This is a genomic window from Paraclostridium bifermentans, from assembly GCF_964259345.1.
Taxonomy (GTDB): Bacteria; Bacillota; Clostridia; order Peptostreptococcales; family Peptostreptococcaceae; genus Paraclostridium; species Paraclostridium bifermentans_B.
Genome location: NZ_CAXVJR010000008.1, coordinates 112,650 through 135,986, shown reverse-complemented (window position 1 = coordinate 135,986; position 23,337 = coordinate 112,650). Strand labels below are relative to the sequence as shown.

20 protein-coding genes, 1 pseudogene and 2 riboswitches are annotated in these 23,337 nt (G+C 29.1%); of the genes and pseudogenes, 19 read left to right on the top strand and 2 right to left on the bottom strand.

All coding sequences use genetic code 11. The annotated features are described in order from the left end of the window. The first annotated feature begins 96 nt into the window (after positions 1-96). The 4 genes from ACEXNK_RS14985 (at position 97) to fabZ (ending at position 2,723) form a co-directional block, all read left to right on the top strand. Positions 97-774 carry a peptidoglycan DD-metalloendopeptidase family protein gene (locus ACEXNK_RS14985; RefSeq protein ID WP_373599841.1) on the top strand — a complete coding sequence of 226 codons (678 nt, stop codon included), beginning with the start codon at positions 97-99 and terminating at the stop codon, positions 772-774. Between the two features lie 99 nt (positions 775-873). After that, complete coding sequence (gene spoIIID / locus ACEXNK_RS14980; protein WP_250672875.1) at positions 874-1,140, top strand: sporulation transcriptional regulator SpoIIID; 267 nt, start codon at positions 874-876, stop codon at positions 1,138-1,140. 106 nt (positions 1,141-1,246) lie between these two features. After that, positions 1,247-2,293: a rod shape-determining protein gene (locus ACEXNK_RS14975; RefSeq protein WP_373599842.1), complete on the top strand. Its 1,047-nt coding sequence runs from the start codon at positions 1,247-1,249 to the stop codon at positions 2,291-2,293. A 1-nt stretch (position 2,294) separates the two neighbouring features. Next, the gene (gene fabZ, locus ACEXNK_RS14970; protein WP_373599843.1) at positions 2,295-2,723 is read left to right on the top strand and encodes a 3-hydroxyacyl-ACP dehydratase FabZ; all 429 of its coding nucleotides are present in this window, start codon (positions 2,295-2,297) and stop codon (positions 2,721-2,723) included. A gap of 61 nt (positions 2,724-2,784) precedes the next feature. Here the strand turns inward: fabZ and yyaC are convergent, their stop codons facing one another. Next, the gene (gene yyaC / locus ACEXNK_RS14965; protein ID WP_373599844.1) at positions 2,785-3,294 is read right to left on the bottom strand and encodes a spore protease YyaC; all 510 of its coding nucleotides are present in this window, start codon (positions 3,292-3,294) and stop codon (positions 2,785-2,787) included. A 141-nt stretch (positions 3,295-3,435) separates the two neighbouring features. Next, positions 3,436-3,541: riboswitch (SAM riboswitch) on the top strand. Between the two features lie 141 nt (positions 3,542-3,682). Between yyaC and metK the strand changes: the two genes are divergently transcribed. The 10 genes and pseudogenes from metK to ACEXNK_RS14915 all read left to right on the top strand — a co-directional run bounded on the left by metK (position 3,683) and on the right by ACEXNK_RS14915 (position 17,377). Then, complete coding sequence (gene metK, locus ACEXNK_RS14960; RefSeq protein WP_373599845.1) at positions 3,683-4,876, top strand: methionine adenosyltransferase; 1,194 nt, start codon at positions 3,683-3,685, stop codon at positions 4,874-4,876. Between the two features lie 135 nt (positions 4,877-5,011). Further along, positions 5,012-7,240: an SF1B family DNA helicase RecD2 gene (gene recD2 / locus ACEXNK_RS14955; protein WP_373599846.1), complete on the top strand. Its 2,229-nt coding sequence runs from the start codon at positions 5,012-5,014 to the stop codon at positions 7,238-7,240. Continuing rightward, positions 7,236-7,451: pseudogene (locus tag ACEXNK_RS14950) on the top strand (double zinc ribbon domain-containing protein); the annotation flags it as partial. The gene recD2 and the pseudogene ACEXNK_RS14950, both read left to right, overlap by 5 nt. Before the next feature lie 12 nt (positions 7,452-7,463). Next, positions 7,464-7,985 carry a ComF family protein gene (locus tag ACEXNK_RS14945; protein ID WP_373599847.1) on the top strand — a complete coding sequence of 174 codons (522 nt, stop codon included), beginning with the start codon at positions 7,464-7,466 and terminating at the stop codon, positions 7,983-7,985. Positions 7,986-8,610: 625 nt separating this feature from the next. Beyond that, on the top strand, positions 8,611-9,162 hold the full coding sequence (gene hpf / locus ACEXNK_RS14940) for a ribosome hibernation-promoting factor, HPF/YfiA family (protein WP_373599848.1): 552 nt from the start codon (positions 8,611-8,613) through the stop codon (positions 9,160-9,162). A 123-nt stretch (positions 9,163-9,285) separates the two neighbouring features. After that, positions 9,286-11,958: a preprotein translocase subunit SecA gene (gene secA, locus ACEXNK_RS14935; protein WP_373599849.1), complete on the top strand. Its 2,673-nt coding sequence runs from the start codon at positions 9,286-9,288 to the stop codon at positions 11,956-11,958. Positions 11,959-11,972: 14 nt separating this feature from the next. Next, positions 11,973-13,086, top strand: a protein-coding gene (gene prfB, locus ACEXNK_RS14930; RefSeq protein WP_373599850.1) for a peptide chain release factor 2 whose coding sequence is annotated in 2 segments (ribosomal slippage) — positions 11,973-12,035 and positions 12,037-13,086 — 1,113 coding nt in all. Because the reading frame shifts where the segments join, the coding sequence is not laid out codon by codon here. Between the two features lie 52 nt (positions 13,087-13,138). Continuing rightward, on the top strand, positions 13,139-15,289 hold the full coding sequence (locus ACEXNK_RS14925) for a Tex family protein (RefSeq protein ID WP_373599851.1): 2,151 nt from the start codon (positions 13,139-13,141) through the stop codon (positions 15,287-15,289). 9 nt (positions 15,290-15,298) lie between these two features. Continuing rightward, positions 15,299-16,456: an amidohydrolase gene (locus ACEXNK_RS14920; protein ID WP_373599852.1), complete on the top strand. Its 1,158-nt coding sequence runs from the start codon at positions 15,299-15,301 to the stop codon at positions 16,454-16,456. 79 nt (positions 16,457-16,535) lie between these two features. Next, positions 16,536-16,654, top strand: a riboswitch (FMN riboswitch). A 117-nt stretch (positions 16,655-16,771) separates the two neighbouring features. Then, on the top strand, positions 16,772-17,377 hold the full coding sequence (locus ACEXNK_RS14915) for an ECF transporter S component (protein WP_373599853.1): 606 nt from the start codon (positions 16,772-16,774) through the stop codon (positions 17,375-17,377). A gap of 80 nt (positions 17,378-17,457) precedes the next feature. Here ACEXNK_RS14915 and ACEXNK_RS14910 read toward each other — a convergent pair whose 3' ends face one another. Beyond that, a complete protein-coding gene (locus ACEXNK_RS14910) occupies positions 17,458-18,300 on the bottom strand; it encodes a GNAT family N-acetyltransferase (RefSeq protein ID WP_373599854.1) in 843 nt (280 codons plus the stop codon). Positions 18,301-18,473: 173 nt separating this feature from the next. Between ACEXNK_RS14910 and tsaE the strand changes: the two genes are divergently transcribed. The 5 genes from tsaE (at position 18,474) to glgB (ending at position 23,304) form a co-directional block, all read left to right on the top strand. Further along, positions 18,474-18,926, top strand: a complete 453-nt coding sequence (gene tsaE, locus ACEXNK_RS14905) for a tRNA (adenosine(37)-N6)-threonylcarbamoyltransferase complex ATPase subunit type 1 TsaE (protein ID WP_373599855.1) — start codon at positions 18,474-18,476, stop codon at positions 18,924-18,926. After that, positions 18,926-19,642, top strand: coding sequence for a tRNA (adenosine(37)-N6)-threonylcarbamoyltransferase complex dimerization subunit type 1 TsaB (tsaB, locus tag ACEXNK_RS14900; RefSeq protein ID WP_373599856.1), 717 nt, complete (start codon positions 18,926-18,928; stop codon positions 19,640-19,642). The genes tsaE and tsaB overlap by 1 nt, the downstream gene beginning before the upstream one ends. After that, positions 19,632-20,090, top strand: a complete 459-nt coding sequence (rimI, locus tag ACEXNK_RS14895; protein ID WP_373599857.1) for a ribosomal protein S18-alanine N-acetyltransferase — start codon at positions 19,632-19,634, stop codon at positions 20,088-20,090. Before tsaB ends, rimI begins: the two co-directional genes overlap by 11 nt. A gap of 1 nt (position 20,091) precedes the next feature. After that, positions 20,092-21,108, top strand: a complete 1,017-nt coding sequence (gene tsaD / locus ACEXNK_RS14890) for a tRNA (adenosine(37)-N6)-threonylcarbamoyltransferase complex transferase subunit TsaD (RefSeq protein ID WP_373599858.1) — start codon at positions 20,092-20,094, stop codon at positions 21,106-21,108. A gap of 291 nt (positions 21,109-21,399) precedes the next feature. Then, a complete protein-coding gene (glgB, locus tag ACEXNK_RS14885; RefSeq protein ID WP_373599859.1) occupies positions 21,400-23,304 on the top strand; it encodes a 1,4-alpha-glucan branching protein GlgB in 1,905 nt (634 codons plus the stop codon). The last annotated feature ends 33 nt before the right edge of the window (positions 23,305-23,337 follow it).

Sequence of the window (23,337 nt, the reverse complement as noted above, 5' to 3'; positions counted from 1 at the left end):
TGTTTGGAGTTTTTTATTAATATTAAATATAAAATTGTATAAAAATAACAAATAAGGTACAAAATACAAATGTATTAATATATTTGGAGGTGTACCATGAAAAAGAAAAAACTATTAGAGAAAGATGGTTTTTACTTAGCTTTATTTGTATGTGTTTGCTTAGTGGCTATTGGAGGAATTTGGTTTACTAAAAATAGTGTAGATGATTTAGCTGCTAAGAATGGTTTTGTAGATGATAAGAATACAGCTAAGGGCGATGAAGATGAAGAAATACATTTAATAGAAAATGACGATAAATCAGTACCTACAACTACAAATTCTAAAGAAAATTTAGAAAAAGCTAAAGAAAAAGAAGTTAGTAAAAATGTTGAAAGTAAATTGGATTATTTAGGTGAAAAGGTTATAAGAGAGTATTCAGAAAAAGAACCTAGTTACTCTAACACATTAGATGTTTGGGAAATACATAAAGGTTTAGATGTTAAATCTAAAAAGGGAAGTAAAGTTAAAACTATAGTAAGTGGTAAAGTATTAGATGTTTTTGAAGATGATCAACATGGAGTATCGGTTAAAGTAGAGTCTAAAGATAAGGTAACTGTTGTATATTCTAATCTAGATAGCAAAGTCTCAGTGAAGAAAGATCAAGAAGTTAAAGAGGGCGATGTGATTGGAAAAGTTGGAAATACAACAAGTGTTGAAAGTTTAGATGGACCACATGTTCATGTAACTGCACAAAAAGATGGTAAAAGTATAGACCCTATGACATTAATAAAATAAAAAAATATAACAAGCTTAATCAATTTTGATTAAGCTTGTTATATTTTTTTATTATTTTACATATATATCAGTAAGGCTAGGATTTAAGGGGGGGAAGTCTTGAGATCGCATATAGAGGAAAGAGCTATAGTTGTAGCAAAGTATATATTAGAAAAGAAAACAACAGTTAGACAAACAGCCAAAACATTTGGTGTTAGTAAGAGTACTATACACAAAGATGTAACTGAACGATTAGAGGAAATTAATCCATCTCTTGCAAAAGAAGTTAAGATGGTTTTAGAAAAGAATAAATCTGAAAGGCACATTAGAGGCGGAATGGCAACAAAGCAAAAGTATGAAATAAAGTGTAACAAAAATGTAGGTTAAATACCTACATTTTTTTCTTGACTTAAAAGTGTTTTTTGTATATTTTTGTATGTAGAGTGTTAAAATTAACGAATAGTTTATATAAATTAAGAAGGAGTTGAATTTAATGGCTAAAGGAGCTGATATTGGCATAGACTTAGGAACGGCAAATGTTTTGGTATATGTTAATGGAAAAGGTATAGTTCTAGAAGAACCCTCTGTTGTAGCTATAGAAAAAAAATCAAAAACAGTACTAGCTGTAGGCGATGAAGCTAGAAAGATGATAGGAAGAACGCCTGGTAATATAGTTGCAATAAGACCTTTAAAGGATGGAGTAATTTCAGATTATGATATTACAGAAAAGATGTTAACACACTATGTAAATAAGGTTGTAGATAAAAAAGGATTTGCTAGATTTTTTATGCCTAGAATAATGGTTTGTGTTCCGAGTGGAGTAACTGATGTAGAAAAAAGAGCTGTAGAAGAAGCAACTAGACAAGCTGGAGCTAGAGAAGTTTATATCATAGAAGAACCTATAGCTGCAGCTATAGGAGCAGGAATAGATATATCAAGACCGGACGGAAATATGGTTGTAGATATAGGTGGAGGAACTGCTGATATAGCTGTAATATCTTTAGGGGGTGCAGTAGTAAGTGAATCTATAAAAATAGGTGGAGATAAATTTGATGAGTATATAGTTAGATATATGAGGAAAAAATATAATCTACTTATTGGAGATAGAACAGCTGAACAAATAAAGCTAAATGTAGGAACAGCATATCCTAGAGAAGAAGAAGTGAGTATGGATGTTAGAGGTAGAAATTTAATAACAGGACTACCGCAGAAAATAACTATAGATTCTAGTGAAATGTTAGAAGCTCTAGAAGAAGGAGTTAATCAAATTGTATCTACAGTACATGCTGTACTTGAAAAAACACCTCCAGAATTAGCAGCAGATATCAGTGATACAGGTATAATAATGACTGGAGGAGGGTCGTTATTACATGGACTAGATAAAAAAATAGAAGAAAGAACAGGAATAAGTGTTAAAATTGCAGATAATCCTATGGCTTGTGTAGCAAAAGGAACAGGAGAATCATTATCAGCATTGAGTTTATTAGAAACAGGTGGAACATTACCATTTAAAAGAAAAATAAATCTAGGAGGGAAATAAGATGTTAAATATAGATCAAATAAAAGAATTAATACCTCACAGATATCCATTTTTATTAGTGGATAAGATAGTTGAGTTAGAAGAAGGTAAAAAAGCAGTAGGAATAAAAAATGTTACTGCAAATGAGCCGTTCTTCCAAGGACATTTTCCAGATTATCCAATAATGCCTGGAGTTCTAATTGTTGAAGCTATGGCTCAAGTGGGAGCTGTAGCAATGATGTCTATAGATGAAAACAAAGGTAAATTAGGTGTTTTTGCAGGTATAGACAAAGTTAGATTTAAAAAAGAAGTAAGACCTGGAGATACTTTAAGAATGGAAGTTGAAATGGTTTCTTTAAGAAGAAATATAGGTAAAGCTAATGCTAGTGCTTATGTAGGTGAAGAATTAGCTTGTAGTGGAGAATTAATGTTTGCATTGGTTCAAAAATAAGAAAATAAGCTGTCTTTTAGACAGCTTATTTTGATATAGCAATAGGGGATTTTATATTAGTTTATGTTGAAAGTATTAAAGATAATGCTATTATCTCTGCCATATCTAAAATAAAACTTAGGCGGATATTGTTAAAGGAAAACTTATTATTTTCATCAACCTTGTCAACTATACCGACTATTGAATAATTTCCAATTTCAGGCAACTTTTTTCCTACACCTTTTCCAGGAAGGATAGGACCTTTTCTTATTTGTAGATTACCTATATTACTTTTTGATCCTAAGCAAGCATCTATAGCTAAAAAATTCCCATTAGAATGTTTTTTCTTTATAGATTGTAGGGATTCATATATATTTAAAGCATGGATAGGTTTATCTAAAGTACCATAAACAGGATATTTATAATTGCTGTTTTTTAACATTGTTCCAACTAAAGGCCCTAAAGAATCGCCTATAGCTCTGTCTGTTCCTATACACACTATAACTGTATTCTCATCAATTATATCTTTTAATGTATCATTAAGTACTTGAACGACATTATCTTTTTTATAGTTTACTTTAGCTAAATACATAGGAACATCCCCCCCTAAAATAAATATATGAAATAAAAAGAAAAAAATAACAAGTAAATATTCAAAGAAATATATTGATAATACCTTTTAATAATAGTATAATGATATTCATACGATAAAAGTTAATAAAATTTCTTAATTACCTTATTAAGAGAGGTGGAGGGACAGGCCCTGTGAAACCCAGCAACCATTCCAAAAGGAAAAGGTGCTAATTCCTACAAGATATTTATATCTTGAAAGATGAGGTTAGTTAATTATTGATGAATATAATTAGCCTCTTCTTTAAATAAGAAGAGGTTTTTTAATGTCAAAAAAGACTATGCAAACTTGAGGATTAAGGTAATGGAGATACTTTTAATATAAGGTTAATACAAGGAGGAGAAGTTAAATGGCAAAACATTTATTTACATCAGAATCTGTTACAGAGGGGCATCCAGATAAAATATGTGATCAAATATCAGATGCTATATTAGATGCACTTTTAGAAAAGGATCCGCAAGCGAGAGTTGCTTGCGAAACTACAGTTACTACAGGATTAGTATTAGTAGCTGGAGAAATAAGTACTAATACTTACGTAGACATCCCAAAATTAGTTAGAGAAACAGTTAAAGAAATAGGATACACAAGAGCTAAATATGGATTTGACGGAGATACATGTTCAGTTATAACGGCTATAGATGAACAATCAGGTGATATAGCTATGGGTGTTGATGAAGCATTAGAAAATAGAAATGGTGAATTAACAGAAGATGAAATAGAAAAAATAGGAGCTGGAGATCAAGGTATAATGTTTGGTTTCGCATGTAATGAAACTGAAGAATTAATGCCACTTCCAATATCTCTTGCTCATAAATTATCAAGAAGATTAACAGAAGTTAGAAAAAGTGGAGAGTTAGATTATCTAAGACCAGATGGTAAAACTCAAGTAACTGTTGAGTATGATGGAAACAAAGCTGTTAGAGTTCATACTGTTTTAATATCTACACAACATAGTGAAGATGTTGATAACGAAACTATAAGAAGAGATTTAATAGAAAAAGTTATAAAAGCAGTTATACCAGCAGAACTTTTAGATGAAGAAACTATGATTTATATAAATCCAACAGGAAGATTCGTTATAGGAGGACCTCAAGGAGATACAGGTCTTACTGGAAGAAAGATAATAATAGATACTTACGGAGGATATTCTAGACACGGAGGAGGAGCTTTCTCAGGAAAGGATCCTACAAAAGTTGATAGATCAGCAGCTTACGCAGCTAGACATGTTGCTAAAAACATAGTAGCAGCAGGACTTGCAGATAAGTGTGAAATAGAGTTAGCTTATGCAATAGGTGTTGCTAAACCATTATCTATATTTATAGATACATTTGGAACTGGAAAAGTATCAGAAGAATTACTTGTTGAACTTGTAAACAAGCACTTTGATTTAAGACCAGGAGCAATAATAAGAGACTTAGAATTAAGACAGCCAATGTATAAAAATGTAGCAGCTTATGGACACTTTGGTAGAACAGATTTAGATTTACCATGGGAGAGAACAGATAAAGCTGATATCTTAAGAGCAGAAGCATTAGAAAAATAAATAAATTGGTATTGGGATTAAAATATATATGAAGACTGTAATTATACGGTCTTCTATTTTTTTTATACGCAATAACTTGTATAATAATAATAAATTATGTAAACGATAAAGTTAGTATTTTATAGGAGATTATTTATGGAAAAAATAGAAGGAATGGTAAGTGACATTGTATTTAAAAATGAAGATAATGGATACGTTATTGCGCATTTAGCAAATGAAAGTAGTGATGTTGTTATAGTTGGGTGTATGCCAACATTAACAGAAGGAGAAAGTATAGAGGTTGAAGGTAAATGGGTAAATCATAAAACATATGGAACTCAGTTTGAAGTTCATAAATTTATGCCAGTAACTCCGTCATCTATAGAAGGGATATATGTATATTTATCTTCAGGAATGATAAAAGGGATAGGAGAGAAGATGGCAAAAAGGATAATTGATAAGTTTGGAGTAGATACATTAGATGTAATTCAAAATACTCCACATAGATTATCCGAGGTAGAGGGTATAGGAACTAAGAAAATAGAACAAATAGCAAAAAGTTATGAAGACAATAGAGAACTAAGAAATATAATAATACAATTATCTCCTTATGGAATAACTCCTAATTTTTGTTTGAAGATATATAAAAAGTATAAAAACAAGGCTATTGATGTTATAAGTAAAAACCCATATAAATTAGCTGAAGATGTTAGAGGTATAGGATTTAAGGTTGCAGATAAAATAGCATCTAATTTAGGCATAGATAAGTATTCAAAAGATAGAATAATGCAAGGGGTGCTTTATACATTAAACCAATCTCTAGGTAGTGGACATACGTATTTACCTAAATCTATTTTAATAGAAGAAAGTAGCAAGCTTTTAGAAGTAGATAAAGAATATATATCAGATGCTATATTAGGACTAGCTTATGATCAAAAGATTCACATTGAAAGAGGATTCGATAGTGAGGATCACATATATCTAATACCTTATTATTTATCTGAGAATGGGGTATGTAAGCAAATTGTAAAGTTAGCTCAAGCAGAGTTTAAAGATTTAAATATAGATATAGAAGAAGAAATAGAAAAGATTGAAAAGGAAACAGGTATAAATCTAGCCAATAATCAATCTCTAGCAGTAAAAGAAGCTATAAAAGGTGGTTTAGTAGTTATAACAGGAGGTCCTGGTACTGGTAAAACAACTACTATAAACACGATAATAAAAGTATTTGAAAATAATAATCAAGAAGTTGTTTTAGCAGCACCAACAGGAAGAGCGGCTAAAAGAATGAGTGAAACATCTAATAAAGAAGCAAAGACTATACATAGGCTGTTAGAAATGGGATATGCTACAGACTCAGAAGAGTTAGTTTTTTTAAAAGATGAAGATGATCCAATAAAGGCTGATGTAGTAATCGTTGATGAAGTTTCGATGGTAGATATAGTTCTTATGTATAGCTTGTTAAAAGCTATAAAACCTGGAACTAGAGTAATATTGGTTGGAGATAGTGATCAACTTCCATCTGTAGGAGCAGGAAATGTTTTAAAAGATATAATAGAATCTAATGTTATAAATGTAGTTAGGCTAAATGAGATATTTAGACAAGCTCAAGAAAGTATGATAGTAGTTAATGCACATAGAATAAACCAAGGATTGCCACTACATTTAAATGTTAAGGATAAAGATTTTTTCTTTATAAAGAAGAATACAAATGAAGAAATTTTAGAAGAAGTAATTGGCATTGTAAATGAAAGATTACCTAAGTTTTATAATTTAGATAAGCTTAAAGATATACAAGTTTTAGCTCCTATGAGAAAAGGCGATTTAGGAGTAAATAATTTAAATATAGAACTTCAAAAATATTTAAATAAAGAAGAAAAGTTTAAAGTTGAAGAAACTTTACAAAAGAGAACTTTTAGAGTTGGCGATAAAGTTATGCAAGTAAAAAATAACTATACTAAAAAATGGGAAAATGAGGATAAAAGTGAAACTGGTGAAGGTATATATAATGGAGATATAGGATATATTTATCATATAGATAAAGAAAATAAAATTATATATGTATTATTTGATCAAACTAAAATAGTATCTTATGAATATTCAGAGTTGGATGAATTAGACCATAGTTTTTGTACAACCATACATAAAAGTCAAGGTAGTGAATTTCCAGCTATAGTAATACCTGTAACATGGGCACCACCTATGTTGTTAAATAGAAATTTATTATATACGGCAGTTACAAGAGCTAAAAAATTAGTAGTTTTAGTTGGAAATGTTAAATACTTAGAATATATGGTTAAAAATAATAGAACAAATGATAGACACTCTAATTTAAGCGAAAAACTAAATAGATTAAAGAAAGAAGGAGTGCTGGTAAAAAATTAAAATAATACTAAAGTATATAAAAGAAATTTTATATCCAAGAAACATAAGTTGTATTATATGTAATAAACCTATTAACAAAGATAACACATACTCTTTATGTAAATCTTGTTTTGAAGAACTAAACTTCATAAATAATGGATGTATAAAATGTGGAAAACCAATTATAAATGAAAGTTTAGAAAGTGTAAAAGTTGAGGAACTACTAGAAGGATGTCCTGCTTGTTTGAATAGGAGTTATTATTTTGATAAAGCTATAGGTTGTATAGAGTATGATGAGTTAAGTAAAAAAATTATATTTGGATTGAAATATAATAACAAGACATTTATGAGTAGATATATAGCTACAATTATAAAGGAAAAGTTATCTAGTGAAGGAATTGAATTTGATTATATAATATATGTACCTTTGCACAAAAGTAGAGAAAAAAAGAGAGGATTTAACCAATCTAAGCTTATAGCAAAAAATTTAGGTGAAATCCTAAATATAGAAGTAATAAACTGTATAGCTAGAAATAAGAAAACAAAAAGGTTATTTGAATTAAAAGATAGAGAACGGATTAAAGAACTAAAAAATGCATTTGTGACAAAGTCAGATATAGATATATGCAAAAATAAAAGAGTACTCCTAATTGATGATATATTTACTACAGGTAGTACTGTAAATGAAATTTCAAAATTACTAAAAATAAATTGTGTAAAAAATGTTTATGTGTGTACATTTTTAACTAGAATAAATTGTTATTGACATATTCATTTTAAGATATTAAAATAGACTAGTAATATGTTAGGTCTGTGGTTGAAAGTTCATGCCAGTTGCAGGCGAAAGGACCCACGTAAGTTAACCTTAAAAATTAGGTTAATGATCATGGTGCAGCTTAGAAGTAAGACCTGCCGATATTAAAATCGAGAGAGTCAGTAGTGCGGCAAACCCAAGCGAAATCTCCAGCAGGCGAGTGTGGGGGCAAAGACCAGGTCAGCTAAAATATTACAAAAGTACCTACAAGGTGCTTTTTTTTTGTGAAAAAATAAAATATGTATATGTTTGTACTATGATATGACAATAATAAACAAATTAATCACAAATAAACACTAGTTCTGTGGATAGATTTAAGAGATAAAATGTGTAAAAATAAACAATTTAGTACTTATTAACAATTTTGTCCACATTATCCACAGAATATTAATAAAAATAAATCCACAAATTATTAATATAATTTAATAATTTGACAAAAATAAATTAAATTAGGCTGAATATTATAAAAGTAACTAGCTAACAATAAAATTAAAGGAAATTTAAATTAAGTATAGAACTAATAGTATGTAAGTATAAATTGTATTTATACTTGTATATTCTGAAGGGAGATGTTCTTATGAGAATAACAATATCTGGGAAACAAATTGAACTAACTGATGCTATAAAAGATTCAATAGAAGCAAAAATAGAAAGATTAGATTACTACCTTCATCCTGAAACAGAAGTGAAAGTTACTGTAAGTGCTAAAAAAGCTAGACAAAAAATAGAGGTTACTATAATACCTATAAGTGGGCCTATAATAAGGGCTGAAGACACTGAGGAAAATTTATATGCAGCTATTGATGTAGTGTATGATAAACTAAATACTCAACTAAGAAAGTATAAAAAAAGAGTACAAGATAGACATCATTCTAATGAAAGTATCAGATTTAATCATATAGAAGATATAAGTGATGCTGAATTAGAAGGTGAAAATGAAGATTCTATAGATATTAAAATAGATAGACGTAAGAGATTTAGCATAAAACCTATGAGTCCAGAAGAAGCTGTTTTACAAATGGATTTATTAGGACATGATTTTTATATGTTTACAAACACTAAAACAGATGATATAGCAATAGTATATAAAAGAAAAAATGGCGGTTATGGAATGATAGAACAAGACTAGAAATAAATTTGATTAATAGAGCTATCGATAAAAATAAACATCGATAGCTTTTTAAATATAAAATATAATGTTTTTATGGTAAAATGTATATTATACATATAATGGACGAGGAGAGATAAGTATATGGGTTTCTTAGATAATATATTTAACATAGCTGACAAAAGAGAAATGAAGAAATTCAACAAAGTTGTAGATGAGATAGATGCTTTAGAACCTAAATTTCAGGAAATGTCAGATACAGAATTAAAGAATATGACTAATGTATTCAAAGAAAGACTTAACAAAGGAGAAACATTAGATGACATATTAACAGAAGCATTTGCAGTAGCAAGAGAAGCTTCAAAAAGAGTACTTGGAATGAGACAATATAGAGTTCAGCTTATAGGTGGAATAGTTCTTCACCAAGGAAGAATAGCTGAGATGAAGACTGGAGAAGGTAAGACTTTAGTTGCTACAGCTCCAGTTTATTTAAATGCATTAACAGGTAAAGGGGTTCATGTAGTAACAGTAAATGATTATTTAGCAAAACGTGATAAAGAACAAATGGGTAAAATTTATGAGTTTTTAGGGATGACAGTTGGAGTTATAGTACATGGACAAAATCCACAAGAAAGAAGAGCTCAATATGAATGTGATATAACTTATGGTACAAATAATGAATATGGATTTGACTATCTAAAAGACAATATGGTTATACATAAGGAGCAAATGGTTCAAAGAGAACTAAACTATGCAATAGTCGATGAGGTTGACTCGATATTAGTCGATGAGGCTAGAACTCCTCTTATAATATCTGGACCTGGAGATAAGTCGACTCATTTATATGCAGACGCAAATACATTTATACATACTTTAAAAGATGATAATTATGAGATAGATGAAAAACAAAAATCTGCAACTTTAACTGAGAGTGGTATACAAAAAGCAGAGGTTTATTTTGGTGTGGATAATATAACAGATATAGCTCATATAGAATTATACCACCATATAAATCAAGCATTAAAAGCTCATAAGATAATGAAATTAGATGTAGATTATGTAGTTAGAGATGGTGAAATAGTTATAGTTGATGAATTTACAGGAAGACTTATGTTTGGTAGAAGATATTCAGAAGGATTACACCAAGCAATAGAGGCAAAAGAAGGATTAAGAATTCAAAGAGAATCTAAAACATTAGCTACTATAACATTCCAAAACTATTTCAGAATGTATAATAAATTATCAGGAATGACAGGTACAGCTAAGACAGAAGAGGAAGAGTTCAAAGCTATATATAAAATGGACGTTGTACAGATTCCAACTAACAAACCGATATTAAGAGAAGACTTAGCAGATTCTGTATATAAAAGTGAGTTAGGTAAATTTAATGCAGTAGCTGAAGAGATAATAGAAAGACATAAGAATAAACAACCAGTGCTTGTAGGTACTGTTTCTATAGAAAAATCAGAAGCTTTATCTATGATATTAAAGAGAAAAGGTGTAAAGCACGAAGTATTAAATGCCAAAAATCACCACAAAGAAGCAGAGATAGTAGCTCAAGCAGGTAGATTAGGTGCTGTAACTATAGCAACTAACATGGCAGGTCGTGGTACGGATATAGTATTAGGAGGAAACCCTGTTTTCTTAACTAAAAAAGAAATGAAAAAAATAGGATATTCTGAAGATACAATAAATACAGTTGATGCAGACATAGAAAGTTTAGGAATAGAATTAACAGAAGAAATAGTAAAAGCAAAAGCTGATTATGATAAAATACTTGAAAAATATAAACAGCAAATTAAAGAAGAACAACAACAAGTTATAGATGCTGGTGGATTAGCTATAATAGGTACAGAGAGACACGAATCTCGAAGAATAGATAATCAGTTACGTGGACGTGCTGGTCGTCAAGGGGACCCAGGTAGTTCAAGATTCTATATAAGTTTAGAAGATGAACTTATGAGATTATTCGGAAGTGATAGAATTTCTGGAATGGTTGAGAAAATAGGATTAGATGAAGAAACTCCTATAGAAGCTAAAATGTTAACTAAATCTATAGAAAATGCACAAAAGAAAGTTGAAGGAAGAAACTTTGGTATAAGAAAGCATGTTCTTCAATACGATGATGTTATGAATAAGCAAAGAGAAATAATATATGAACAAAGAGGTCGTGTATTAGAAGGTGAAAACTTACAAGAGCAAATTCAAACTATGGTAAGAGATATAATAGAAAGTGCATATGATGTATATGTTACAGATCAAGGATTTGATTTACATGCATATAAAGAATACTTATATCACACTTTCATGCCAAAAGGAAGCTTAGAAGTTGATGAATTTGCAAATATGAAAAAAGAAGAGCTTACAGATGCAGTTTATGAAATAGCTCATAGAATATATTCTTTAAAAGAAGAAAGTGTTACTTCAGAAAAAATGAGAGAAATCGAAAGAGTTATATTACTTCAAGCTGTTGACTCTTACTGGATAGATCATATCGATGCAATGGATCAATTACGTCAAGGTATAGGTCTTAGAGCAATAGGTCAACAAGATCCAGTTGTTGCTTATAAGTTAGAAGGATTTGATATGTTTGATAACATGACAAAGGCTATACAAGAAGATACAGTAAGATACTTATATAACTTCACTATAGAAGAACGTATAGAGAGAAAACAAGTAGTAGATGTAGATAAAATATCTTCAAATGCTGATGAAAACCAAGGAAACAAACCTGTTAAAAAGCAAGATGAGATAGGTAGAAATGAAGAGTGTCCTTGTGGAAGTGGCAAGAAATATAAAAAATGCTGTGGAAAATAATTTGGAGGTAACAAATGCTTAATATACAAGAGTATAGACATAAGATAGAAGAAATGTCTAAAAATATAGATGAATTGAGGGTTTCTCTTTGACATTGTTAGTCTAAAAGAAAAAATCATTAGAAATGAAAAAATGATGAGTGAACAAGATTTTTGGGATGATAATGAGAAAGCTCAAAAAATACTACAAGAAAATAAGAACTTAAAAGATACTGTTGAGGAGTTTAATAATTTGAAAAATTCAATAGATGATATAGAAGTTCTTATAGAATTAGCTCAAGAGGAAGATGATGAATCTTTAGAACAAGAAGTTAATATAGCTATAGAATCTCTAGAAGAAGAAATTGATAAAGTTAAGATAAAAACTTTATTAAGTGGAGATTATGATAAAAATAATGCTATATTATCTATAAATGCTGGTACTGGAGGTTTAGATGCTCAAGACTGGGCTCAAATGCTTCTTAGAATGTATGATAGATGGGCAGGTATAAAAGGATTTAATGTAAAAACATTAGATTTAATAAGTGACCCTGAAGCAGGAATAAAAAGTGCTACAATCCAAATTGAAGGACTGAACGCATATGGATATTTAAAAAGTGAAAAAGGCGTTCATAGGATAGTTAGGATTTCACCTTTTGACCCATCTGGAAAAAGACATACATCTTTTGCATCAATAGATGTAATTCCAGAATTAGATGATAGTATAGAAATAGATATAAATCCTTCAGATTTAAAAATAGATACTTACAGAGCTTCTGGAGCTGGAGGTCAGCATATAAATACTACTGACTCAGCGGTAAGAATAACACATATACCTACAGGAGTAGTTGTTCAATGTCAAAATCAAAGATCTCAACATAGCAACAAAGACACTGCTATGAAGATGTTAATGGCAAAACTTATAGAACTTAAAGAGTTAGAACAAAAGGAAACTATCGAGGAATTACAAGGTAAATACTCACAAATAACTTGGGGAAGCCAAATAAGATCTTATGTATTCCAACCGTATAAACTAGTAAAAGACCATAGAACTAATGCTGAAATGGGGAATGTAGATAGTGTGATGGATGGAAATATAGATTTATTTATAAATGAATACTTAAAAATGACTAAAATAAATAATTCATAAAACATAAGGCTTAAGAAGTTAATTCTTAAGCCTTATTTTAGGAGGAATTAAAATGGATATAAATAAAATATTAAAAGAAGAGTTCAATTTAAGAGATTCACAAATAGAAAATACTATAAAACTTATAGATGAAGGAAATACGATACCTTTTATAGCTAGATATAGAAAAGAAATGACAGGTGAAATGAGTGATGTTACACTAAGAGCATTTTATGATAAATTAGTGTACTTAAGAAACTTACAAAGTAGAAAAGATGATGTAAAAAGAATAATAGAAGAACAAGGAAAACTAACTAAAGAATTAGTTAAAAGTATAGAACTAGCAAAAACTCTTCAAGAAGTTGAAGATATATACGCACCATTTAAACAAAAGAAGAGAACAAGAGCAACTATAGCAAAAGAAAAAGGATTAGAGCCACTAGCTATGTCTATATTAAATGAAAAAATAGATTTAAAATTAGAGGCTAAAAAATACATAAATGAAGAAAAAGAAGTTAATAGTGAAGAAGGTGCATTAAAAGGAGCTTCCGATATAATTGCAGAAGTTATATCAGAAGATGCAAAGCTAAGAAAATATATAAGAGATTTAGCTTTAAGAGAAGGTGTAATAAATACTAAGAATACAAAAGATGAAGAATCTGTATATGATATGTATTATGAGTATAGTGAAGCTGTAAAGAATATGGCACCTCATAGAGTACTTGCAATAAATAGAGGTGAAAAAGAAGAATTTTTAAGAGTTAAACTAGAAATAAACAATGATAAAGTTATAAATCACATAATAAATACTTATATAAATAATAACAATAAAGTAAATGAAGAAGAAATAAAACTATCTATAGAAGACTCATATAAAAGATTAATATTTCCTTCTATAGAAAGAGAAATTAGAAATCACTTAACAGATATAGCACATGAAAGAGCTATAAGTGTATTTGGTCAAAATGTAAAAGGGTTATTACTTCAACCGCCAGTTAATGGTAAAGTTGTAATGGGATTTGACCCTGCATATAGAACAGGATGTAAAATAGCTGTAGTAGATAAAAATGGAAAACTTTTAGATTTCACAACTGTATATCCTACTAAACCACAAAATGATGTTGATGGGGCAAAGAAAACTTTAAAAAATTTAATAAAAAAATATGATATAGATATAATTTCTATAGGAAATGGTACGGCATCGAGAGAGTCAGAACAATTTGTATCAGAGATGCTAAAAGAAATAGATAAAGATGTTCAGTATACTATAGTAAGTGAAGCAGGAGCTTCAGTTTACTCAGCATCAGAGCTTGCAAATGAAGAACACCCAGATATAAATGTATCTATAAGAGGAGCAATATCAATAGCTAGAAGATTACAAGATCCATTAGCAGAATTAGTAAAGATAGACCCTAAAAGTATAGGTGTTGGGCAATATCAACATGACCTTAATAAGAAAAGATTAGAAGAAGTTTTAGGAGGTGTTGTTGAAGATTCAGTTAACTCTGTAGGAGTTGATTTAAATACAGCATCATATTCATTACTTGAGCATATAGCTGGAATAAGTAAATCAATAGCTAAAAATATAGTTATATATAGAGAAGAAAATGGAGATTTTACATCTAGAGCTCAAATTAAAAAAGTAAAAAGACTAGGACCTCAAGCCTTTACTCAATGTGCAGGATTTATGAGAATAACAGATGCTAAAAATCCTCTAGATAACACATCAGTTCACCCTGAGAGTTATGATGCTTGTAAAAAGCTTTTAGGTAGAATAGGATATTCATTAGATGATGTAAGAAATGGAAATTTAAAAGATATAGATTCTAAAGTTGATGCTATAGGAATAGAAAAATTAAGTGAAGAGTTAGAAGTAGGACTAGTAACTTTAAAAGATATTATTTCAGAAATAAAGAAACCTGGAAGAGATCCTAGAGAGGAAGGGATTAAACCTGTTCTTAGAACTGATGTATTAAAAATTGAAGATATAAAAGAAGGAATGGTTTTAAAAGGAACAATTAGAAATGTAGTTGACTTTGGAGCTTTTGTAGATATAGGAATAAAGAATGATGGATTAGTTCATAAATCTCAAATGAGCAATAAGTTTGTAAAAGATCCTATGACAGTAGTTAGTGTTGGGGATGTAGTAGATGTTAAAGTTATAGGTGTAGATTTGAAAACACAAAGAGTTTCTTTAACTATGAAAGATATTAAAAATATATAGGAGGAATAAATGTTATTTATAAAAAATGGAATTATAAATACAGTCACTAATGGAGTGATTAAGGGAGATATACTTATTGAAAATGGAAAAATTATAGAAATAGGAAGAGACTTGGTAGCGCCATTAGATGCAACAATTATAGATGCTAACAATAATTTAGTTTTTCCAGGATTCATAGATGCTCATACTCATTTAGGATTATGGGAAGATGGAATGGGATTTGAAGGTGCAGACGGAAATGAAGAAACAGACCCAATAACACCACACTTAAATCCTATAGATGGAATAAACCCAATGGAAAGAAGTTTTGAAGAGGCAAGAAATGGGGGGGTTACATCAGTTTGTTCAACTCCTGGAAGTGCTAATGTTATGGGCGGACAATGTATAGCAATAAAAACAGTAGGCAGAAGAATAGATAAAATGGTTATAAAAAACCCTGTAGCTTCTAAAATAGCTTTTGGTGAAAATCCAAAGAGCTGCTATGGACAAGATGAAAAAGCTCCACAAACTAGAATGGCAATAGCTGCAATGTTAAGAGAGACGCTAAAAGAAGCTGAAGAATATTTAGAGGCAATACATCTTCATGAAGAAGATGATGAAAATGAAAAGCCAGATTATGATATAAAAATGGAAAGTTTACTTCCTGTATTAAAAGGAGAAGTACCGTTTAAAGTTCATGCTCATAGAGCTGATGATATATTTACAGCAATAAGAATTGCAAAAGAATTTAAGTTAAAACTTACATTAGATCACTGTACAGAAGGTCATTTAATAGTTGAAGATTTAGTAGAAGAAGGATATCCAGTTGTAGTAGGACCTTCCCTTTCTGAAAGGTCAAAAATAGAGTTAAGAAATTTAACTTTTGATACAGCTGGAATATTATCAAATTCAGGTATGGATATATCATTAACAACAGATCATCCGGTAATTCCACTTCACTATTTACCTATATGTGCAGGTATAGCAGTTAAACATGGAATGGATTCTAATAAAGCTATAGAATCAATAACTATAAATCCAGCAAAAACATTAGGAATAGATAGTAGAGTAGGATCTATAGAGGTTGGGAAAGACGCAGATATAGTTATTTGGGATAATAATCCATTAGAAATACAAAGTAATGTTCTATATACAATAATTGATGGTAAAGTTGTATATAGCAAATAGTTTAATTTGTTTAATTAAATTATTGACATAACTATAATTAGTTTATAATATATAAATATAAGGAAAATTAAATAGCACGATAAATCTTCGGGGCAGGGTGAGATTCCCTACCGGCGGTATAGCCCGCGAGCCACTTACGTGGCATGACTTGGTGAAATTCCAAGGCCGACAGTAAAGTCTGGATGAGAGAGGATTAGTATATGTTATAAAATTTAAAAATAAATGTATTTTATTTTTTATATAATCAAAAACTAAGCTCGAAGAGATTCTTCGGGCTTTTTATTTTTCCTAATAAAAATTAGGAGGTATTATAAAATGCAACATACAATAAAAAAACATAGGGTGATGTCTACAAATACTATGACAAAGGTAGCTATATTATCAGCTATATCGTATATACTTATGTTCATATCAATGCCAATGCCGGGGTTATTCCCAGACTTTTTAAAAATAGATATATCAGATGTTCCTGCTATATTTGGAGGAATGGCTTTAGGACCATTTGCTGGATTTATGATAGTATTTATAAAAAATTTATTCCAAGCTATGACAGCATCTACAACTGCATGGATAGGAGAGATTGCAAATTTACTTATAGGTGGATCGTATGTAGTTATAGTTTCTTTGGTTTATAGAAATAAAAAGAATCTAAAAGGACTGTTAATAGGATTTGTTTTAGGAACAATAGCTATGGTTATAGTAGGATGTCTTACTAACTATTATATGCTATTACCGTTTTATGGGAAAATAATGCCTATGGAAGCTATAATAAATATGGGGAATGTGATAAATCCAAAGGTTACTGATTTAGGAAGCTTTGTTATTTGGATGATAGCACCATTTAATTTAGTCAAAGCAACCTTAATATCATTAATAACATTACCACTATATAAAAAGATGGAAGTTTTACTTAAAAAGTAAATTATAAAAAAATTAGCATGTAAATAATATAATAAATATTTACATGCTAATTTTTTTTATATTAATTTTTATAAAAAGTACTATTCTTTATAAACGTAGTATACACAGTCTTTTTCAAAATCTGACATAGACTCAAATTTATTATTTTTAAGTAAATTAACAAGATTATCATTTGGATTAGGTATATATATTTCTGCTTCTTTTGCATTAGATTTTAATAAAGCATAATTTGTAGCATCATTGATACCTTCAAATGAGTTATCTATACAAATTATAGAAGGACATGCTTTCATTGTAACTATACACTTATGCCCATTTATTATTAATAGTGAATTATTTTTTACTAAATCATTATATACATCTTCACATAAATTTAAATATGTGAATCCAGAAATTAATTTATTATTGCAAGTTTTAAAGTAATTAAGATTTTTAAAATCTTCATATGATATATTCCAAGTTTCTATATTAAAACTATTTATATCTATATTTTCAATAAGGCCATCAGAATTTTTAAAAAGTACCATACAACTTTGTGTAAACTTAAAGTTCTTAGATTCAACCATTTTTATACTTGCTTTAGTATCTTTATGAGTACAAATTGCGATATTAGTTATTTTACCATTTCGTAAGTCTTCTCTAGCTATATTGAATAACATATCAGCTATTGCATGTGCAAGCTGTTGACCTCTGTAATCAACATGAACTCTAAGCCCTTCTAACCATCCTTGACCATCTGGTAATATAGTATATTTCCCTAAAGCCACAACTTTATCATTCTTTACTAATCCTAAGAAGCAGCCGTTTTTATCATTTACCCATTTATGAAATACTTTAGGCAAATAGTCAGTACCATCCCAAATATTTTTTGATATATCAAGTATATCAGTATAATCGTCATTTGTAAGAATTTTATAATTCAAACTAAATTCCCCCCTTTTTTTACCCTAGATAATATTACCATAAAACCTAAAAGAAATGTCATATAATAAAAACTTTGTCAATCTAAGGACTTTATAATAATAAATGGTTATAATATAATAATATCTGTTACATTAATAAAATAGATAAGTCTTATTTATGGAGATGATTATAGATGATTAAAATATATTTAGAAAATGAAGAAAAAACAAGAGAAATTGGATATAAGTTAGGGCAACTTTTAACTCCTAAGAGTGTAATTTGTTTAATAGGAGATTTAGGAGCAGGAAAAACTACAATGACTCAAAGCTTAGCTAAGTCGTTAGAGGTAGATGATTACATAACAAGCCCTACATTTACAATAGTTAATGAATATGAAGGAAGAATGCCTTTATATCATTTTGATGTTTATAGAATTGGAAGCAGTGATGAAATGTATGACATCGGATTTGATGAGTATATAAATGGAGATGGAGTATGCATAATTGAATGGGCTAATTTAATAGAAGATATACTTCCAGAAGAATATTTATACATAGAAATGAACTATAAAGAAACAGGAAGAGAAATGATATTAACTCCAAAAGGAGAAAAGTATGAAGAATTAGTTAAGGAGTTGGTTAAATAATGAAAATATTAGGAATAGATACTGCTACTCATTCAACAACAGTATGTATAATAGAAGATGAAAAATTAATTTGTGAGTATACAGTTAATACTAAAAAAACTCATTCACAAAAACTAATGGTAATGATTGAATCAATGATAAAAGAAAGTGATTTAAATATAAAAGATATAGATGTAATTGCTATATGTATAGGACCAGGGTCATTTACAGGTTTAAGAATTTCTATGGCAACAGCGAAGGCTATAGCTCAAGTTAGAAATCTACCTATAGTTGCAGTTAACTCATTAGAATCATTAGCATTTAACATGAATCTTTGTGATAAAACAATATGTTCTATATTAGATGCTCAAAGAAATCAAGTATATACAGGTAAGTATAAATTTGAAGGTAGTGAATTTAAAACTGTTGAAGACATAAAAGTTGTTACAATAGATGAACTAATAGAAGAGTTATCTAACTCTAATGAAGAATTTATATTAGTTGGAGAAGCTGTATCTTTATATAGAGAAAAGTTAGAAGAAGTAAAAAATATTTCTATAGCATCAGTATCTAACAATGTAAGTAAAGCAAGTAGCTTATGTGCACTTGGAGCTATGAAATACAATAAGGATATAGATGTTCATAATTGTTATACTATAAATCCTATGTATATAAGAAAATCTCAAGCAGAAGTTCAATATGAAGAAAAAATGAAGAGGTTAGAAAATGGAAAATAGGAATTTAGTTATAAGGGATATGAACATAAATGATGTAAATGGTGTTTTTGAAGTAGAAAAAAACTGCTTTGAGCATTATTGGTCAAAAGGTGAATTTGAAAAAGAAATGAAAAATGATGTTGCTAGATATTTAGTAGCAGAAATAGATAATAAGATTGTGGGATACGTAGGTATATGGTTTATTGCAGGAGAAGGTCATATAACTAATGTTGCAGTTCACAGTGATTATAGAGGATTAAAAATAGGTGATAAACTTATAAAGCATCTTGTAAGTAAATGCATAGAAAATAATATATTTGCTATGACATTAGAGGTAAGAGTTTCAAATACAGTAGCTCAAAACTTATACAAAAAATATGGATTTAAACTAGCAGGTATAAGAAAAGAATATTATAGCGATAACAAAGAAGATGCTATGATAATGTGGAGCCAATTAAAAGAGGTGTAATATGAAAAAAGATATAATAACATTAGCAATAGAATCAAGTTGTGATGAAACAGCTTGTTCTATATTAAAAAATGGAAGAGAAGTTTTAAGTAATATAATATCTACTCAAATAGAGTTACATAAAAAATTTGGTGGAGTTGTTCCGGAAGTTGCGTCTAGAAAACACATAGAAAATATTCCTATGGTTGTACAAGAAGCTTTAGATGAAGCTAATGTAACATTTGATGATATAGATCATATAGCAGTAACTCGTGGACCAGGATTAGTAGGAGCTGTTTTAGTAGGATTGTCTTATGCAAAAGCATTAGCATATACATTAGATATACCTTTAGTAGGTGTAAATCATATTGAAGGGCATGTAAGTGCAAACTACATAGAAGATAAAAATCTAAAACCTCCATTTATAACTTTAATAGTATCAGGTGGACATACTCACTTAGTTGAAGTTAAAGATTATGGAAAATATGAAATTTTAGGAAAAACTAAAGATGATGCATCGGGAGAGGCATTTGATAAAATAGCAAGAGCTATGAATTTAGGATACCCAGGTGGGCCTATAATAGATAGATTAGCTAAAACAGGAAATAAAAAAGCTATAGATTTTCCTAGAGCATGTATGGATGAAGGATATGATTTTAGTTTCAGTGGTTTAAAATCAGCCGTATTAAACTATTTAAATGCTAAGAAAATGAAAAATGAAGAAATAGTTGTTGAAGATGTAGCAGCATCATTCCAAGAAGCAGTAGTAGAGGTTTTATCTACTAAAGCAATAAAAGCAGCAAAAGAAAAAGGGTACAAGACTATTGCTCTAGCAGGTGGAGTTGCAGCTAACTCTGCATTAAGAGCTAAATTAACAGAAATGGCTAAAAAAGAAGATATACAAGTCAAATATCCATCACTTATATTATGTACAGATAATGCAGCTATGATAGGATGTGCAGGATATTACAATTATATAAATGGAAAAATTCATGATATGAGTTTAAATGCAGTTCCTAATTTAAAAATAGGACAATAATTAAAATAGACTAGAAGATATTTTATATATCTTCTAGTCTATTTTAATTTATAAAAAAATTTAATTTTAAAATTAAGCAGAATTAAAAAAATATTTTATATAAGAATAAATTTACATTGCTGTAATTAATTGAAAAAATATGTTAAATACAAGTGAATTATATTAAATATTAAAGAAATTTTTGGATGAATACTTTATAAAGTAAACCACAAGTTAATATATAATTAAAATATGTGTTTGAAATATTTTATTGCTTATAACTAAAGATGTAATTTTAATGGGGGTATTAGATTGAAAAATTACGAAGATATTATAAATAGTTACAATATAGGGCTATTTAAGGAAGGGAATAGCTATAGAAGCTATGAATTCATGGGAGCTCATAGAGTTAAGTTAAAAGGAATAGAAGGTATGACGTTTACATTGTGGGCACCTAATGCAAAAGAAGTGTTTTTAGTAGGTGATTTTAATAATTGGAATGAAAATTCACATCCTATGATTAATATAGATGATAGTGGAATATGGAATATATTTATACCCAAAAACATGGATAAAGAGATATATAAATATAATGTAGTAAGTAAAAGTGGAAAAAATAAGTTGAAATCCGATCCCTATGCATTTCTATCTGAAAAAAGGCCAGGTACAGCATCTGTTGTTTATGATATTGATGATTATAAATGGAATGATAAACAATGGATAGAAAGAAAAAATAAAGTTTCTTACATTGATGAACCAATGAATATATATGAGGCTCACTTAGGGTCTTGGAAACGAAAATGGGATGGAGAATTCTTTAGTTATGAAGATTTATATGAAATGATAGATTATGTATCTGATATGGGATATACACATATAGAGTTACTTCCGATAACAGAACATCCATTAGATATGTCATGGGGTTATCAAAGTATAGGATACTATAGTCCTACAAGTAGATATGGATCCCCTAATGACCTAATGAAATTTATTGATAAATGTCATAATAAAGGTTTAGGAATAATATTTGATTTTGCATATAGTCATTTTTGTAAAGATGACCATGGATTATATAAGTTTGATGGATCTAATCAATTTGAATATGAAGATGAAACAAAATCAGAAAATATTGGTTGGGGTACTGCACATTTTGATCTAGGAAAATCTGAAATACAAAGCTTTCTAATTTCAAATGCTGTGTTTTGGTTGGAAAAATTTCATGTAGATGGTATTAGAATGGATGCTGTATCAAGTATGCTATATTTGGATTACGATATAGGATATTGGAAGCCTAATAAATATGGTGGAAGAGAGAATATTGAAGCTATAGAATTTTTAAAAATGTTTAATGAAGTTATACATAAAGAAATAAAAAATCCAATTATAATAGCCGAGGAATCAACATCATGGCCAATGGTAACGGGACCAGCTTATAAGGGAGGATTAGCATTTGATAATAAATGGAATATGGGTTGGATGAATGATACGTTAAAGTATATGGAGATGGATCCTATTTATAGAAAATATCATCATGAACTTATAACTTTTTCATTTATGTATGCATTTTCAGAAAATTTTATACTTCCATTATCACATGATGAAGTAGTACATGGTAAAAAATCTTTATTAAATAAAATGCCAGGAGATGAATGGCAAAAATTTGCTAATTTAAGATTACTGTATGCTTATATGATGATACATCCAGGAAAAAAACTGTTATTTATGGGAAATGAATTTGCTCAAGATTTAGAATGGAGATTTGAATATGGATTAGAATGGACTTTATTAACTAAAGAACCTAATAGTAAGTTTAAAGATTATGTTAAAAATTTAAATCATATTTATAAAAGTGAAAAGTCTATGTATGAGATAGATTATCATCATTCAGGATTTGATTTTATAGATCCACATAATATTAATCAAAGCGTAATAGTTATAATGAGAAAAGGAAAGAAAAAAGAAGACTTTATAATAGGGGTAATGAATTTTACTCCGGTAGTTTACGATGAATATAGAATAGGTGTGCCATATAAAGGAGAATATGAAGAAATTTTTAATAGTGATAATAATAAGTATTATGGGTCAGGGCAAACAATGGAAGGTATAATTTTAAAAACAGAAGATGTAAATTGGCATAATAAAAAATATTCTATAAATATAAAAGTTCCACCATTGGGAGCAGTATTTATAAAAGGTAAAAATATAAATATTAAATAGAAGTTTAACTTTATTAGGGGGATTAGTAGTATA